The 17,232-nt window shown below is 37.6% G+C and carries 15 protein-coding genes and 4 pseudogenes; 4 read left to right on the forward strand and 15 right to left on the reverse strand.

The annotated features are described in order from the left end of the window. Positions 1–302: 302 nt before the first annotated feature. From CW370_RS08335 to bltR, 4 genes and pseudogenes are all read right to left on the reverse strand, one after another. Positions 303–863 (reverse strand): cupin domain-containing protein, encoded by a 561-nt coding sequence (locus tag CW370_RS08335; RefSeq protein ID WP_024572227.1) that lies wholly within the window; start codon positions 861–863, stop codon positions 303–305. A gap of 225 nt (positions 864–1,088) precedes the next feature. Beyond that, on the reverse strand, positions 1,089–1,232 hold the full coding sequence (locus CW370_RS08345) for a hypothetical protein (protein WP_032722385.1): 144 nt from the start codon (positions 1,230–1,232) through the stop codon (positions 1,089–1,091). Next, positions 1,213–1,323, reverse strand: a pseudogene (locus tag CW370_RS21810) (N-acetylmuramoyl-L-alanine amidase); the annotation flags it as partial. The pseudogene CW370_RS21810 and the gene CW370_RS08345, both read right to left, overlap by 20 nt. 43 nt (positions 1,324–1,366) lie before the next feature. Further along, positions 1,367–2,188, reverse strand: coding sequence for a multidrug efflux transcriptional regulator BltR (gene bltR / locus CW370_RS08350; protein ID WP_029727181.1), 822 nt, complete (start codon positions 2,186–2,188; stop codon positions 1,367–1,369). Positions 2,189–2,304: 116 nt separating this feature from the next. Between bltR and blt the strand changes: the two genes are divergently transcribed. Continuing rightward, positions 2,305–3,507 (forward strand): multidrug efflux MFS transporter Blt, encoded by a 1,203-nt coding sequence (blt, locus tag CW370_RS08355; RefSeq protein ID WP_101169564.1) that lies wholly within the window; start codon positions 2,305–2,307, stop codon positions 3,505–3,507. Positions 3,508–3,675: 168 nt separating this feature from the next. Beyond that, positions 3,676–4,134, forward strand: coding sequence for a spermine/spermidine acetyltransferase (bltD, locus tag CW370_RS08360; protein WP_101169565.1), 459 nt, complete (start codon positions 3,676–3,678; stop codon positions 4,132–4,134). 156 nt (positions 4,135–4,290) lie between these two features. On the opposite strand, the gene CW370_RS08365 is transcribed toward bltD, so the two are convergent. From CW370_RS08365 to CW370_RS08375, 3 genes are all read right to left on the reverse strand, one after another. Continuing rightward, positions 4,291–5,595 carry a hemolysin family protein gene (locus tag CW370_RS08365; RefSeq protein ID WP_101169566.1) on the reverse strand — a complete coding sequence of 435 codons (1,305 nt, stop codon included), beginning with the start codon at positions 5,593–5,595 and terminating at the stop codon, positions 4,291–4,293. Between the two features lie 289 nt (positions 5,596–5,884). After that, positions 5,885–6,028 carry a YrzO family protein gene (locus tag CW370_RS08370; protein WP_014477437.1) on the reverse strand — a complete coding sequence of 48 codons (144 nt, stop codon included), beginning with the start codon at positions 6,026–6,028 and terminating at the stop codon, positions 5,885–5,887. A gap of 17 nt (positions 6,029–6,045) precedes the next feature. Further along, positions 6,046–7,011 carry a DMT family transporter gene (locus tag CW370_RS08375; RefSeq protein ID WP_101169567.1) on the reverse strand — a complete coding sequence of 322 codons (966 nt, stop codon included), beginning with the start codon at positions 7,009–7,011 and terminating at the stop codon, positions 6,046–6,048. Positions 7,012–7,136: 125 nt separating this feature from the next. Between CW370_RS08375 and czcR the strand changes: the two genes are divergently transcribed. Then, entirely contained in the window at positions 7,137–8,003 is an 867-nt protein-coding gene (gene czcR, locus CW370_RS08380; RefSeq protein ID WP_101169568.1) for a LysR family transcriptional regulator CzcR, read from the forward strand. A 121-nt stretch (positions 8,004–8,124) separates the two neighbouring features. Here czcR and CW370_RS21520 read toward each other — a convergent pair. The 8 genes and pseudogenes from CW370_RS21520 to CW370_RS08415 form a co-directional block, all read right to left on the reverse strand. Continuing rightward, positions 8,125–8,202, reverse strand: a pseudogene (locus CW370_RS21520) (hypothetical protein); the annotation flags it as partial. Positions 8,203–8,681: 479 nt separating this feature from the next. Continuing rightward, positions 8,682–9,749 (reverse strand): isocitrate/isopropylmalate dehydrogenase family protein, encoded by a 1,068-nt coding sequence (locus tag CW370_RS08385; protein WP_101169569.1) that lies wholly within the window; start codon positions 9,747–9,749, stop codon positions 8,682–8,684. A 245-nt stretch (positions 9,750–9,994) separates the two neighbouring features. Then, the gene (locus CW370_RS08390) at positions 9,995–10,459 is read right to left on the reverse strand and encodes a (2Fe-2S)-binding protein (protein ID WP_101169570.1); all 465 of its coding nucleotides are present in this window, start codon (positions 10,457–10,459) and stop codon (positions 9,995–9,997) included. After that, entirely contained in the window at positions 10,452–11,294 is an 843-nt protein-coding gene (locus CW370_RS08395) for an FAD binding domain-containing protein (protein ID WP_101169571.1), read from the reverse strand. Before CW370_RS08395 ends, CW370_RS08390 begins: the two co-directional genes overlap by 8 nt. Then, a complete protein-coding gene (locus tag CW370_RS08400) occupies positions 11,281–13,611 on the reverse strand; it encodes a xanthine dehydrogenase family protein molybdopterin-binding subunit (RefSeq protein ID WP_101169572.1) in 2,331 nt (776 codons plus the stop codon). Before CW370_RS08400 ends, CW370_RS08395 begins: the two co-directional genes overlap by 14 nt. 5 nt (positions 13,612–13,616) lie before the next feature. Beyond that, a complete protein-coding gene (locus CW370_RS08405; protein WP_101169573.1) occupies positions 13,617–14,237 on the reverse strand; it encodes an NTP transferase domain-containing protein in 621 nt (206 codons plus the stop codon). Next, positions 14,234–15,268 carry an XdhC family protein gene (locus CW370_RS08410; RefSeq protein ID WP_101169574.1) on the reverse strand — a complete coding sequence of 345 codons (1,035 nt, stop codon included), beginning with the start codon at positions 15,266–15,268 and terminating at the stop codon, positions 14,234–14,236. The genes CW370_RS08405 and CW370_RS08410 overlap by 4 nt, the downstream gene beginning before the upstream one ends. A 67-nt stretch (positions 15,269–15,335) precedes the next feature. Continuing rightward, positions 15,336–16,348: pseudogene (locus CW370_RS08415) on the reverse strand (FUSC family protein). Positions 16,349–17,106: 758 nt separating this feature from the next. On the opposite strand from CW370_RS08415, the pseudogene CW370_RS21815 reads away from it, so the two are divergent. Beyond that, positions 17,107–17,232: pseudogene (locus CW370_RS21815) on the forward strand (DUF1259 domain-containing protein); the annotation flags it as partial.

A 17,232-nucleotide genomic window follows, 5' to 3' on the forward strand; every position in this document is an offset into this window, starting at 1 on the left:
CTATAATATACCCCCATAGGTATATAGTCAAGTGTGAAAGTCACTTTCTTTGAGCTGATAGATTCATTTCAATATCCGCGAATTGAAAAAATACTTACATTTCGATAATGCCAATTCTGCTAAAAGTAACTTGAATAAAGAAATAAGCCGATTTTATTTTAAATCGACTTTATTTTATCAATTACTTTTAAAATTAGCACAAGACTGCTTGGATATTACATTGGGTTTCATTTGCATAAAAACAATTCTTAGGTACTGGTTCCCCATGTTTCATGCTGGATGTGATTCTGCGAATAACTATGCTAATCTTCCGCAGCCACTGCATCTGCTTTGGTTTTATGAACTGTACCAAATGGATGGTTAGGAGGAGCATAAATGGAGTAAAGTTTTAATGGCGTATTACCTGTATTAATCACGTTATGCCAAGTGCCGGCAGGTACAACAATGGCAGAATCATCATAAACATTTCTTTGAAAGTTCAAATGATCTTTGCTCTTTCCCATTTTGACGATCCCACGCCCCTGCTCAATCCGTAAGAACTGGTCAACGTTAGGATGGATTTCCAAACCAATGTCTTCTCCAATACCAAGACTCATCAAAGTAACTTGAAAATGCTTTCCTGTCCATAAAGCAGTACGGAACGTATTGTTTTGTTTTGTGGCCCTATTGATATTTACAACAAATGGTTTTGGTCCATAATCCTTCAAAAGAAGGTTTCTATCTTCATATGAAGAGCGCAAATCGGCACCTCTGTGTACGTTCTCCATCTCATTTGGAATAGTCCAATAAACAGATCTTCCATCATTATACATCGGTACAGTCACATAATAATAACATTGAGGCGAAAAAGGGTTATAGTACATTTTTTGATCCCCACAATTATAAATTTTTGTGATAGTATCCTATGCATTTATTAAGGGAGTGTGCTAAATCAAGAAAACTCATATTAAACACAAAAATGAATGTTCGATCACCGTTTGATTCACGGATGAATAATTTATCACCGACCTTGTAATCGTTTTCTGGATGTTGAATTTCACTAGCCTTTGTTAACAAGACATCGAATGACACTTTTATATGATGGATTATCAAAGGTCGACGATCCTAAATGGCTTTTGAACATTTACATAGCACAACAACAGAGTATACGGAATTCTGTTGTTTGTCCCCCCTATCCCAGCTCTTTTAGATTTATCCCTTTGGATGCGCCTTGATGGCCAGCTTTTCAGCAGCGTAGTATTTAGCGCCTCCTGAATCGTTATAGCATATTTCAACGCCGATAGACTTGCGGTTCCCAGTGCCGTTTGTACCGTCACCTGTATGTGGGCTCGCTTTTAGTAAACCAGTTTATATTCTTTTGATAATCTTACACCTCTTTAACTTGAAGGAGGATTTTTGCATATGTATTTTCATACCCGTCAACTACCATCTCATCCAGCATATATTCCTCATATGCATTTTCCCCTATTTGCATTCCATTCTTTTCAATGAACTCAATGATTCTCCGGTACGCCTCTTCAGTATTTCCGCCTATTTCATATCCAACTGCATACAGGCCTTTTGGTCGTACATGATAATTTATGTTCTCTCCCCCATTTTTTACTTTTATATAAAAGTAACTGTAATTGTAGAAGTCTTTTTCTAAGATTTGTTCCCGTGCAAAGATTCCGCCTATCGGATATCCTTCATCTAATTCATTTTGCTGAACTTCATGAATGAGTTCTGAAATGGCTGCCACATATTTTCGTTCCGGTAAGTTTAATGTTTTTCGGCTTAACATGAATGTTTCTTCATTTAAATATTCAAAAGAAATTGAGGAAAAATCAGTCTCAAGTGCTTGTTCAGTAAGCGCCACTTTTGTTTGTAAGATCGTTTGCAACTGCTTAAGCTCATTTATTTTTTTATCAATCTCAATAGACTTTTCTTTTAGAACATGCAGGATCTTATCTGGTGTTTTTCCTTTTATTAGACACTTTATTTCTTTTAATGGAACCCCAAGCTCTTTAAATAGACTGATGACTTGAAAAATCTCAAATTGATGATAGGAATAATATCTATATCCATTTTCTTTTTTTATTTCCGGCGAGAAAAGACCAATCTCATCATAATGAAATAAGGTTTGTTTTTTTACACGGCAGAGCTTCGAAAACTCCCCTGTTGTGAAATACTTCTTAACATCTTCGCTCATAAAAACCTCCTTGACTATACGGTAACCATATACCTTATGATTTGATTGTACTTGAAAAAAGCTTCAAGCGAAAAGGATAGGTAAAAAGGGTTCAATTGAGTAAAAGGGGAATTCAGATGAAAAAATCAATAAATGAGCAAAAAACGATATTCATTATACTATTAAGCAACATCTTCGTAGCATTTCTTGGTATCGGTTTAATCATTCCAGTTATGCCTTCTTTTATGAAAATCATGCATTTATCTGGCAGCACAATGGGTTATCTTGTTGCGGCTTTTGCCATTTCTCAGTTAATTACTTCACCTTTTGCAGGTAGGTGGGTTGACCGTTTCGGGAGAAAAAAAATGATTATTCTCGGGTTGCTTATATTCAGTTTATCTGAGTTGATTTTCGGATTAGGGACCCATGTTTCAATATTTTATTTTTCGAGGATATTGGGTGGTGTAAGTGCGGCTTTTATCATGCCCGCGGTAACAGCATATGTAGCTGATATTACAACCCTAAAGGAAAGGTCAAAGGCTATGGGGTATGTTTCTGCTGCAATTAGCACCGGCTTTATTATTGGGCCTGGTGCGGGAGGATTTATTGCCGGCTTTGGCATCCGCATGCCGTTTTTCTTCGCCTCCGCCATCGCGTTAATAGCAGCTGTCACTTCCGTTTTTATACTAAAAGAGTCATTGTCGATAGAAGAACGCCATCAACTCTCATCTCATACAAAGGAATCAAATTTCATTAAAGACTTGAAAAGATCCATTCATCCTGTCTATTTCATTGCATTTATTATCGTCTTTGTAATGGCTTTTGGTTTATCAGCTTATGAAACGGTATTCAGCTTGTTTTCTGATCATAAATTTGGCTTCACACCAAAAGATATTGCAACCATTATTACGATTAGTTCCATTGTTGCGGTAGTTATTCAAGTTTTACTATTCGGGAAATTGGTCAACAAACTTGGAGAGAAAAGAATGATTCAGCTGTGCTTAATAACCGGTGCGATCTTGGCTTTCGTGTCTACTGTTATGTCAGGATTTTTAACTGTTTTGCTTGTAACTTGTTTTATTTTTCTGGCGTTCGATTTGCTACGTCCGGCCTTAACCGCTCATTTATCCAATATGGCCGGTAACCAGCAGGGTTTCGTAGCAGGCATGAACTCCACATACACCAGCCTGGGAAATATATTTGGACCTGCTTTAGGCGGTATACTATTTGATCTTAACATTCATTATCCTTTCCTTTTTGCAGGTTTCGTTATGATTGTCGGCCTTGGCCTTACAATGGTTTGGAAAGAAAAAAAGAATGATGCTACAGCTTTGAATTAATTCAGCCTCTATAAAGTCAAGTCATTTGGATGCAGGGAATGCCTCTGGTTAGGCACAATAAGAAAAGGTACTTAATATGATAGGCTACATGTTGCTTGACGTGAATATAGTTTAAGCTGAGTTTTGGCAATATCAGGATACCGGGATAAGAAAAAAGGAGAATGTAGTATGAGTATAAAAATAAAAGCAGTAACTGATGATAATCGTGCTGCAATTCTTGATCTACATGTCAGCCAGAATCAATTATCATATATTGAATCTACAAAAGTATGTTTAGAAGATGCAAAAGAATGTCACTATTATAAACCTGTCGGGCTTTACTATGAAGGAGATCTAGTCGGTTTTGCAATGTATGGATTGTTTCCCGAGTATGATGAAGATAATAAAAACGGACGAGTCTGGCTTGACCGATTTTTTATTGACGAACGCTATCAGGGAAAAGGATTAGGGAAGAAAATGCTTAAAGCCCTCATTCAGCACCTTGCTGAGCTATATAAATGTAAGAGAATTTATTTAAGTATATTTGAAAATAATATTCATGCTATACGCCTTTATCAAAGGTTTGGTTTTCGATTTAATGGTGAACTCGACTTTAATGGTGAGAAGGTAATGGTAAAAGAGCTATAGATATCCAAGCCTCCTTGTTTGCTGAGTAACGTTTTAACTTCGATAATGATTACCTACTTAAACTGGAAGATCATTGTTTAAAAAAGCCTGGATGAAAATTTCATCTCAGGCTTTAAGCATCTTATTAGTCAAAATCTCATGTGTTTTATCCAAATGTTATTCTTTTTTCCGGACAATTTCTAAATAATTAATATGCCGGCCAACTGTTTTGTGCACTTTAAAAATATACCCATCGGCTTCTATAACGGACCCAACTGCAGCGTCTATTTGTTGAGTCATAAACCAGCCGCCTATTGTATCCACTTCGTCACTTGCTAACGTCGTTCCCAATAAATCATTTACATCCTCAATGAGCACTTTCGAATTTAAGATATAGTGATTATCATTTACTTTTCTAATATCAGGCACTTCATCTTTATCAAATTCATCTCTGATTTCCCCAACAATTTCTTCAAGAATATCTTCAGCAGTGACTAAACCTGAAGTGCCGCCATATTCATCCACAAGAATAGCGATATGTGTTCGCTCTTTTTGCATTTTTACCAATAAATCATGAATTGGAACGGATTCAATAACACGGATAACAGGATTGATATGATTTTCTAACTTGAAATTCTCTTTTATCTTCTGGTCTGTGTCAATATAAGCTGACAAGAATTCTTTAGCATTGATAAAACCAATGATTGAATCTTTATCTCCATTTAGGACTGGGTACCTTGTATAGCTCTCTGTCTTAATGGTCTTAACAATAGTTTCATAAGAATCCTCACTAGAAATCGCTACGATCTCTCTTCTCGGAATCATAATTTCTTTGGCGATTCTTTCATCAAATTCAAAAATATTATTTACATATTTCAACTCATTTTTATTGATTTCACCGCTCTTATAGCTTTCAGATAGTAAGATGCGCAGTTCTTCTTCAGAATGAGCAAGTTCATGTTCTGATGCAGGTTTCAAACCGAAGAGTCCTACTATAAACCGGGCTGAACCATTTAAAAACCATATAAAAGGGAACAGGATGCGGTAAAACCAAATAATTGGCTTTGCAGTCAAAAGAGTGATGGTTTCCGCTTTTTGGATAGCGAGTGTTTTAGGAGCAAGCTCTCCAACTACAACATGCAAAAAAGTCGCCATCACAAAAGCAATCACTAAGATCAATACATGTGAGACTGTTTCACTTACATGAAAATGAGCAAATAAGGGGTGCAGAATCACTTCAAAAGTCGATTCTCCAACCCAGCCAATTCCCAACGCTGTAACCGTGATCCCTAATTGACAAGCTGACAAATATTCGTCCAAATGAGTAATGACCTTTTTGGCTGATACGGCACCTTTTTTTCCCTCTAATATGAGTTGGTCAATTTTTGATGACCTGATCTTTACTATCGCAAATTCAGTCGCAACAAAAAATGCTGTTAAGACAATTAAAAGAGTAAAGATTATAAGGTTAATGGTTGTCAATGATTTGCCTTACCTAGTAAGGCGTACACCTCCGATGTAAATATTTTCTTTTATTTTTATAACATCCTTTTTTTCTGAATAAACAAAAAACAGTATATATAACATTATAAGTTCAAAAGAACCTAAAATCAACTCTGAATGATGTAAATAATCATCTTTTTCCGTATGGAGAGTGGTTCCCATAGTATTCAACTAGCGATTGGTGACGTTTTAAGACTTAAAATAGAAAGCAAAATAAAAACACACCTGAATTTTCTGGTGTGTTTCAATAATATCCAACCGTCTTGATTTATTTAATGTCTTTATTAAGGTTTTCTTTTAAAATTTGAATCAATTCCGCCTGTTGCTTTATATTTTTGCGGCCATTTCTATTAATTGCAGCAAGTTCACAGACAATTCCAGCTGAAATGAAAAACAATAAACCTTCAAACATTTTAAATCCCCCACCGTCTAACTGATAGTCAAATTTGTTTTTTCTTTTTGTAATACCTGCTTATAATCTTCCTTACGCTGATATATGTTATTTAAAATGAGTCCAATAATGACAAACAGTGTTCCTACTATATCAAATGCAGTTATGTTATATCCTTTGATCACCATGATTAACAATGTAGTAATGGGGACAAAGTTAATAAATAAAATCCCATTAATGGATGATAGGATTTTAATGCCATAGTTCCAACCAAGGAGGGCTATGATACCTGGTAAAGTAATCATAAATAAAAAATCATACTTAATTGCTGCAATCACTTTAATACTCGGTACCGACACGTAACCTTGCGCGGTAAGTATAGCTGTCATGATTCCTGTTATAGCTGTGCCGAATAAACATGTCAATGTTGAATAACGAAGTGTGGACCACTCTTGGAATAACTGTCCCCCCATTGTGTAGACAACCCATCCTAAAACACCAATTAATATAAAGAGTAGCGAGAATAGATGATCCCCTAATGAAAAAAAGAAACTTATATTACCTTTGGTTATGACCATCGAAGCCCCCAAAAAGGCAATCAATATACTGATCATTGTGTATTTTTTAGGTTTCACATGTTTATATCCCCATAGAATAACAATTGAAAGCATTGGCATGAGTGCCTCGGCAATGGATGCTGTCATAATTCCAGACTTCCCCATCAACCTTTGACCTAAAAAAATAAGAACATTGTATATAGTAAACGCCATCATCCCAAATAAAATGATCCATTTTGCTTTACCCTCTAAATGAAATGATTTTTTTCCTTCTCTCACCAATAATAAAATCACTAACATAATCGTTACCACACCGTAGCGAATAAATGAAAAATAAAACGGATCAATAAATTCTAATGCATGATCTGCAACTGGAAACATCGCGCCCCAAGACATACTTGCTACTAAACATGTAAGGGCACCAATGAATAATTGACCTTTTTTCATTGAATTCCCCTCCTTTTCTTTAAAATTACAATGAGAATTATAAAAAGAAGTAAGCATCAAGTAAAATGAACAAAAGTGATGAAAAACATCATTAATAATGATACTTTAATGAAGGGGGGATCTTCATGGAACTGCGAGACTTACAAATTTTCAAATGCGTAGCCCATCACAAGAGTATTACCGGTGCTGCAAAAGAGTTAAATTATGTACAATCTAATGTAACTGCGCGGATTAAGCAATTAGAGAATGAGCTCAAAACACCTCTTTTCAATCGCCATAAAAAAGGGGTTTCACTAAGCCCAGAGGGCCGAAAAATGATTGAATACGTTAAAAAAATTTTGAAAGATGTTGAAGAACTGGAGCAAGTCTTTCTAGATACTGAAATACCGTCTGGAATATTAAAAATCGGTACAGTGGAAACAGTGAGGATACTGCCGACCATCATAGCTTCCTATTATAAAAAGTATCCTAATGTGGATTTATCATTGCAGGCTGGTCTAACAGAGGAACTTATTAAAAAGGTCATGAATCACGAATTAGACGGAGCTTTTATTTCAGGCCCTTTGAAACATTCTATTCTGGAACAGTATGATGTTTATACTGAAAAACTTACTCTTGTAACCAGTAACAAAACGTTTAATATAGAGGATTTTTCAACGACTCCGATTCTTGTTTTTAACCAGGGGTGCGGGTATCGGTCTAGGCTTGAACAATGGCTCAAAGATGAAGGTGTGCTCCCAAACAGAATGATGGAATTTAACATCCTAGAGACAATCTTAAATAGTGTTGCACTTGGACTCGGTATAACAGTGGTACCGGAATCTGCTGTTATGCATCTAGCTGCACAAGGTAAGGTTTATTGCCACCCATTGCCTGAGAAAGACAGCTGTATCTCCACAATCTTTATACGCCATAAAGATGCGTACCTGACAAATTCAATGCGCAGCCTCCTTAAGACCATTGTTGAACATAAAAATACGAGTATGGCTTAAAGTGATTTTTCTCTTTCTATATTCTAACTTCTTAAATAAAAGAGAAGGCTCATCTCCACTTCGCTACCCTTATTCACAATAAAATAGAGCAGTAAACATGTGAGTTACTGCTCTGCTTCGTTTATTCACCGTTCATTTGTTTTACAATGTATTCAGCATCATTTCCTACGCCTTGAAGCAACGCTGAACCTCGCTTATACATTTCTGTTTCAACATATTTTCTTTAGATAAGTAACAATTCCTTCAAGATATATTATGCAAAATGCTAGTTGATCTCTCACTCAAATAAAAAATTTAATGATGATGGCGGTCATTCTGTAGGATTTTGGCTATGATTGTGCCCCATATAAATCTGCTCCTCAATGAAGTCCATTAATGCGTATGTATTATTTCAAATCTGTTATTGAGCATTCTAACCTGATACAACATATATATGAATATATATTTTTTACATTGAAACATCAAAGTATTTTTTAAAAATTCCGATCATTCCTTTAATCTTCCCCATATACATCGTTAGCATTAAAAAAGAGGAGCAAACTCATGGTTTACTCCTCTAACTCGGTAGTGCTATGTAATAACTGTTTGTCCTAATGATTAAAAAACACCATTTCGTCTCAAATCATTGGTGTTTTGATCGTAACTACACATCCCTTGCTAAAGTCTTATTTTTTCACCTTAAAGGCTGATCCGCTCTGCAATTAATTCTGCAAACTCTAGTGTTGAAGATTGACCTCCAAGATCTCCTGTTTTGATTCCAGCCTTAACAGTTCCAAAGAGAGAATCTTCCATTAATTCCGCAACTTCTTTCAGCTTTTTATCGCGATATTGAGTATTGAGCCATTTAAACAACATAGCGGTAGAAAGCATAATTCCAATAGGGTTTGCGATGTTTTTCCCTGCAATATCAGGTGCCGAACCGTGAGCAGCCTGTGCCATTGCCTGCTTTGCGTTTGAATTAATTGACGGTGCAAGCCCTAAGCTGCCAACTAATTCCCCTGTTAAATCTGACAGAATATCCCCAAACATATTTTCCGTCACGATAACATCAAAATCTTGTGCACGACGAACTAAATGTGCCGCCATCGCATCAATATGATAATCATCTACTTCTACTTCCGGGTATTGCTCTGCAACTTCACGGCACGTATTCAAAAAGAGACCCGATCCAAGTCTTATTACATTCGCTTTGTGGACGATGGTAACTTTCTTACGGCGATCCATCGCACCTTGAAATGCTGCATGCGCGATACGTGCAATCGCTTTTTTAGTAAAAACCCCTGTTGATACAGCCACCTCTGGAGTAATTTTCCATTCCCCTACACCAATATACATATTTCTGTCAGCATAGAACCCTTCAGTATTTTCACGATAAATAACCAAATCAGCTTCTCCTGCTATGCTTTTAATTCCAGGTATAGTCTTTGCTGGCCTTATATTGGCATAAAGGTCAAAATGGTGACGAAGTTCTCCACTCGGATTACGTTTTTCTTTGTGTTCCTCTGGATATGCAGCAGAATCATGCGGGCCTAAAATCCAGCCATGACACTTCTCTAATTCTTCTTTCACAAAATCAGGCATCGGATCATTATATTTTTTTATTGCATCCCATCCCATAGGTAAATCAATTAATTCCAAGGACACATCTGCTTTTTGAGCTGCAGCCTCCAATACCAAGGTTGTTGCTTTCACAATTTCCGGGCCGATTCCATCTCCATGTAAAACTCCAATGTGATATGTTGTCATATAACCATCTCCCTGACGCCAATTTAACTTGCAAATCACAGCTCTTTAACATAAATCCTCTAACTAGAGGTAAACAAAACATTCCTCTCTCTAGAAAACTTAACAAACTGCAGTCTAAAGATTGGATTTAAGAACTTGTAGAAGTTAATGATTCATAGTTCAAAACAATTGAGGTTAGATGGTAGATATCTACAAGCACAAATCAAATGTATTATAGTTCTCCGTACAATCGCAAGATAAACGAGCTAATGAGCCCCTTTCCCTGTATGTAAAACCGATTTAACCGCTTCTTCAATCTCCCTATAACCCGTACATCTGCAAATATTGGACTCCAGCCAATTTTTGATCGTTTCATCACTTGCATTCGGCTCAGTATTCACTAAAGCATGGCAATTCATGAGAAAACCCGGTGTACAATAACCACATTGAAACGCAAATTTTTCAATAAAAGCCTTTTGAATCGGCGTATTGATAAGTCCTTCAATTGTGGTAATGTCCTTTCCTCCCCCTTCGACTGCAAGCATTAAACAGGATTTCATCGGTACCCCATCTATTAATACCGTACAGGCGCCACAATCACCATTTAAGCAGCCTGGCTTTGAACCGGTTAATCCAAGACGAAGACGAAGGGCATATAACAAAGTATCGGCTGGTCTGACGGTAATCTGTCTTTTCTTACCATTTATTTTTAATGTAATATGATTAGGCATTTGGGCCTCCTTCTAATTCATGTAAGGCATCCAAGATTGCATGTTGCAGGACAAATATTCGATATTCACTTGATCCTTCCGCATCATCAAGAACGGGTTTGGGTACATACTGTAAAGACCTGCGTACTCTTTCTTCTGCTGATCGGCTTTTATCGTTAAGCACAGCCTCCATTTCAGCAGAACGAAACGGAAAGGGACATACGCCGCTGAAGGCCATTCTGATCTCATCATCTTTTTTCAGCGCACAGACTGTCACCAATGGATACCCGACATTCCACTGCTGTCTTCTTTTGATACTGACAAATGGCAAGTCAACGTACGTTCGATCGATAAGGATTTGAAATAGAAAATCTCCTTTTTGCAATTGTATTTCCTTGTTAAATACTTTATTTATGGGGCGGTAATGAATCCCCGCTCTCCCTGCAATCCCTATCAAACTATCAGAAATCAGCAACGGCAGCACGGCCTCACGGTAATAGATGCCCCCGCAAATGTTTCCGCCCAGGCTGATTTTATTTCGAGTCGTCCGATCCGCAATTTCACTGACTGTTTTACTTAATAGCGGAAATGGATTTTCTTCCTCCAGTTTTGTTAATGACACGCCCGCTCCGATCACCAGATCATTTTCATAAAAGCGGATGGTTTGAAATTCCGGAAGTGCATTAATATCTATAACTGCATCCGTATATATGAGATTCAACCTTCCTAACGTTATAATTTCTGTGCCGCCAGAATAATACAAAGGTGTTCTCTTTTCGGCCGCAAGAGAGTGAAATAGATTGGTTGTTTCTTGAATTGTCTTCGGTTTAAAGTATTCAAAATCAAACGGTATCATCTTTCCACCCCTCTTGCGTCCTCCATAATCGTTCAGGAATAAGAGGAAGATGATTCAATTGGACACCTAAAGCAGCAGAAAGGCAATTTCCTAATGCTGCTGGCATCCCCAACAGTCCATGTTCCCCGCCGCCACGTGCCCCATAAGGCGCTATAATATGCGGAGTTTCGATAAATTCAATGATATATTCAGGCTGCTCTCCATAGTGAAGGGGTCTGTATGTTCTAAGTTGAGGATTTAATACTCTTCCATATGGATCAAATACAAAGGTTTCTCTTCCTCCAAATGCAATTCCCATACTCATCGCCCCCATTACTTGGCCCCTTGCAGCTTTTTCATTCAATACAGTTCCTATATCCACAACAGAATAGGCTTTTGTAATTCGATACGTATAATCCCGTTTATCTAACTCAACTTCAATTCCCTGAGCACCTACAGCCCACTCGGGACCCGGCTTTCCTTTTCCTGTTTCTCGGTCTAAATTCGTCATCCGGGTTAATGTGTAGTTGCCGCTCGCAATAATTTGGCCGCCAATGGTATTTCCATTAGGAAATGTATATCCGTAAGCAATGTCTTTTATTTCAACATTTACATTAGGATTATCTAAAAAATAAACCTTTCCATCAGCCACTTCTAATTCCTCGACAGGAACTCTTAAAACACATGATGCCACTTCCTTAAGCTTTCGAATGGCTTCTTCCGCCGCATTTAATACGGCTCTTCCTCCCATTAAAGTTCCTCTGCTTCCTACAGTTTTCCAATGCTCAGGTGTTGTTTGTGTATCTACAAGCATTTTTACGTGAATTTTACTTATATCCATTTTCATTCGTTCCGCTAAGATTTGGGCTAATACTGTTTTTGTCCCTGTTCCTATTTCCACTATCCCCGACATCAAATTAATGCTTCCATCAGAATTAAAGGTTAAAATAACCCCAGATGTTGCATTTGTATCAAATGTCGAGGTTTTCCAAATGCAGCTCATTCCCTTTGCCCGTATCTTCCGATCATCGATTTCAATTCTCTGCCCCTCATCCCAATTCATTAATTCCTTCAATCTTTCAATACATTTTGGTACATTTCCGACCGTGCTTGAATTGAGAAGAACTTGAGTAGGTGTAGTATCACCAGGACGAATGGCATTTTTATAGCGGAGTTCCAATGGATCCATGTTTAGCTTTTCCGCCAATACATCCATCGTTCGCTCAAAGGCAAATAAAACTTCAGCATGACTATAGCCTCTAAATGCACTGGGATATGGATGATTCGTATACATACAATATGAATCACACCATATATGGTCGATTGCGTATGGACCCGTACAATCAACCGCTCCAGCTCGGCTGACGTCAACTCCTTTATCGGAGTATGCTCCGCCATCAAATAAAAATTGAATGTCTGCCGCCTTTAAGATTCCATCTTTTGTTGCTCCTAATTTTACAATAGCATCCAATCCTATATGAACAGGAGATGTGATCATATCCTCTTCTCTCGAATTAAATAATTTTACGGGCTGGCCTCCAACTGCTTTTGATGCCAAATATGCAATAACCTCTAACTGAACTGCTGCTTTTCCCCCGTACGCCCCTCCTACTAAAGGTGTTTTGACGATTACCTTTCCAGGTTCAATTCCAAAATACCACTCCATTAATTTTTTAATGGCAAAAGGAGCTTGAGAGGATGTGGTAATGATAATCTCCCCATCCGCTCGTATTTCAGCAATCGAGCATCTTGTTTCCATAGCAGCGTGATCAGAAGGATTAAAGGAAATTTGAAACTCTGCTACCACATCACTTTCCCTAAACCCTTCTTCAATGTTTCCTTTTCTAATTTTATTTAGATTTGCGATATTTGTCTTCGGAACTGGGTATACACCTTCCTTCTTCTCATAGCGGTCCAAATGTTCATGGACGAGGGGAGCATTCTTCTGGAAGGCTCCACGGGGGGAATTGACGACGGGAAGAGGTTCATAGGACACTTTGATGGCACACACTGCCTTTTTAGCTATGATTGGATTTTCCGCAACAACAACAGCAACTGGCTCACCATGGTATCTGACTTTTTTATAAGCAATCGGCGACCTGTCTTTAATTTCTTCACCTACAAGCGGAAAAGGTTCATCGCCCAATATCGCTCTCACTCCAGGAATCTTCCAAGCTTCTGAAAAGTCAATACAAGCAATATTGGCATGAGCATATGGACTAATCAACATTTTTGCGTGTAATGTACCAGTTTCTTCAAAATCATTTGTATATTTCGCCGTTCCTGTCACTTTTTCAAGGGCCTCTTTTCGAATAACACTTTTCCCGATATACTCCAACTCATTCACTCCCCGAATTTATTCAGTAGTAAAGTGTAGTCTTCAACTGTATCTACGTCATAAAAAAGCAAAGGGTCTTGAAAGTTGATCATTTTTCCCGTATTTATCATACTTTCACGGATGACATACCGAGCGCCTTGATCTCCCTTTAACTGATGTAATACTGGAAAACATTGATTTGACAATAAGATAGGGGGCATAGGAAGATGTTGATTTTCAGCAGCTATAAATGAATAGTGGTGCTCCCTTTGGTAGGAATCAATTAACGTATTGATAATATCTGTGGTGACAAATGGCTGATCTGCAAGGATAATGATAACGGCATCAGCCTCATTCTCTAATGCTCTTTTTAAACCACATTGTATGGAGCGGCTTTGTCCCTTATCCGCTTGCTCACATTCCACCTGACTCCACTTATTTGACATTGGATTTAAAAAGAAAAATGCCGAAAGCCAATGGAGTGAATCTCCCTTTCTAGTGATAACGAAAATATGATCTAGTTTAGATAATAAGGCATTTTTAAGAGCCAGACTTCCTAGGGAGACTCCATTAAGAAGTAAACTTCGCTTATCCGTCCCCATACGTCTGCTTGTACCAGCTGCCAGATAAATAGCTACTGTTTTCATGAGGTAGACCTTTGTTTTCGCATTTTTTTAATCATCTCGCCAACAATACTTATCGCAATTTCCTCAGGGCCTTGTGCCCCAATGGGAAGCCCAATGGGGGAATGAATATCTTCTGGAATCTCTGCCCCGCCTAATAGCCGTTCCGTACGCCTCCTAGGGCCTAATACACCTTTATAAAACACATCCATATTTTTAAATTTATGTAAAATGATCTGATCTTTTTGAAAGCTGTGTGTCATAATGACTATAAAATCCCTTTGTGTAATGCTCAGACCCTCCATTACTTCTTCCAGTACTCCTACAATCAAATCGTTGGCTTTAGGAAAATGGTCGCTATGACATAAAGCAGGACGCCAGTCAATCACTGTGACATGAAAGCCTATATCAGCTGCCAAAGAAACTAATGGCTTAGCATCTTCCCCTGCTCCAAAGATATATAAACAAGGTTTTGGAACCATCTGATGGATAAAAAATAAATCAGACGTATGTTCATCCCTTTTGATTCCCTTTTCCATATCATAAAGGGGTTTCTTATTTCTCAGTTTTTGAATATAGCCTAGTTCCTTAACATCCCCAGTTCCAAACACTCTGCCATCTTCAACGATATACATATCTTCCCTTGACTCTAAGTTTTTAGTGAATCGTTTCATTCGAGTAACAGACTTTTTTACATCTAAGCATTTCTTTACTATCCTAAGATTTTTTTCTAATTCCCCTTTTACAGGCTCGAGTAAAACCGTCAAAACACCATGACAGCCAACTCCCTGTCCCCAGGATAAATCGTCCTCCTCACTCATATCAAAATAAACAATCAAGGGCTCTCCTGTAGCCCAAACTCGCTCTGCCCTTTCAACAAGATCTTCTTCTAAACAACCGGCAGATAACATTCCAACTCTTGTTTTGTCCCCTAAAATCAACATGGAGGCCCCTTCTTTTTTATAAGCGGACCCCTCTACTTTAATTATGGTAGCCAATACCATAGCATTCTTAGAATCGGCGACTACATCCAAAATTCGGTGGATATCATCCATTTTACTCCCCCGCTTTTACCTCATTACATCTACATCTGTATATCCATATTCTTTTTCCGAAAAAATATTATAAGTTTTTCAGCAATTTAATGGTTTCTAAAAAAAAAGAGTCTTTATAGACCTTATGATTAGGCGGTGGGTACAACAGCATTTTTGAACGGAGAGATTCCAATAGCATTTTCTGTTCGTTCTGTTTCCAGTTGTTTATTTCACCCTGTTGTATTCCTTTAAAATCATCAAAAAATTCACTTAACATTTTTAAATCATTGCCCAACTCCATTTTGTCGCTTGAAGATAAAGCCCCTTCTTTTACCATTCTTTTAATGTTTTCACTATATTTGATATATACTCATATCCCGCATTCATCTTTTGCATCTGTATTTGATATCTTGAAAGAATGATTTTATGCTTTTTACTGAATGGGTTGAATTTTAAGCTCTGAGAAGCCGTTTGTAACATTTCTTTTGTCGTATGTAACTCCTGTAGGAGATTGTTCATTTTATACTCCACTAAGTCCCCCTTTCCTTGTCCCCACTCAGATTGAACCCATTTGGAAAGTTCTAAAAGTATGTCAGAAAGCTGATGAGCTAATTTCTGAAAAGATTCCGCTGCCTTTTTTGTATAGTTTGGCGGAAAAAAGAACATATGAACCAAAATGGCGATGATGACGCCGATCATCGTATCGATTATTCGATCCATTGCATAATCTTTAGAGTTTCGTTCAAACGTGAATACTAATAAAATGGTGAGGGCTACCTGATGTAAAACCGTTTCATCTAATCTTAACCACTTTGCAATGTAGGTCCCACCTAACATTAATAGGCCTAATATCCAACCATTCATATGTAGGTGACTAACAAGGTAGGCTGTTAAAATGACCCCAATGGCAGTTCCCACAATACGATGAAGAGAAAATCGAATTGACTTATCTATGGTCGTTTGCAAACATAATATAACGGATAGAGGTGCTAAATATGGGTGTTCAGAGCCCACTAGTTTTGCCACTTCCCAAGAAACAGCAGATGCAATCGCCATTTTCCAAACCAAGGATGTTTTGTTTTCAATTTTTTTCTCCATCATATTGCTCCTCCTTTCAGCGAACCTTTTTCCATTAATTTTCTGTTACTCAAAGGATTTTATACCGTCATATTAAAGCTCTTTCCAGTGTTTTCTAGACGATCAGCAGCAGACAGGTTGATTAACTTGACGAAGTTAACTTAACCATGATTGAGCAAACGATACATCATTGACCACTCTTTACAGCAACCGAAAAAGGCCATGGACAAATAAAAGCATATTTGGCTCAAGCCTGCTATCCTAGATACGAACAACCCCTTAAAATAGACCGCGACTATCATTATCGTTAGATTCGCAGACCCAGGTTCTTCAAGAAACAAGAGGTGGTAGATTTGGCGAAATGGGCATTATCATCAATTCTTTTTTATGAAAAGTTTTATTACAGACGATTTTTATAGATTTATTCGAAATTAATTTTAGGCATTTATCTTCTACGCTCCACAAGATCCTCAATAAGAGAAATTTTGTTTTATATTCCAAAGCCTAAAAACCACATTTGCTTATTAACGTTTACAATAAATGATTCTTGTATGGGGGTACAAATAGGTAGTGTTTTCGTTGCCAGACAGTTAGAGACGTGTCATTGACGCCACACTACATATTTCCATGTAAGAAAACCATACCATTCGGCTACTAATTTTGTTTTTAGAGGATTAAATAAGAAGTGGATTTCCCCTGTATAGACTCATGCCGTGTTACATTTTTTCCATTTCCACATATGTTTATAGTAAGTAGTAAATTTATTCAGGAGGAGATATTCAGTGGAAGAAATGGGCATGGAGCCATCTCAACTTTGCAGGGAATTTGCAAGGATTCTCAATTCAACACCTAGTGTCGTAAATGGTGTATGTACGGCTACAAGATTTCGAAACAACATTCATCCAGTA

This window comes from Bacillus sp. SN32, assembly GCF_002837495.1.
GTDB classification, from domain to species: Bacteria; Bacillota; Bacilli; order Bacillales; family Bacillaceae; genus Bacillus; species Bacillus subtilis.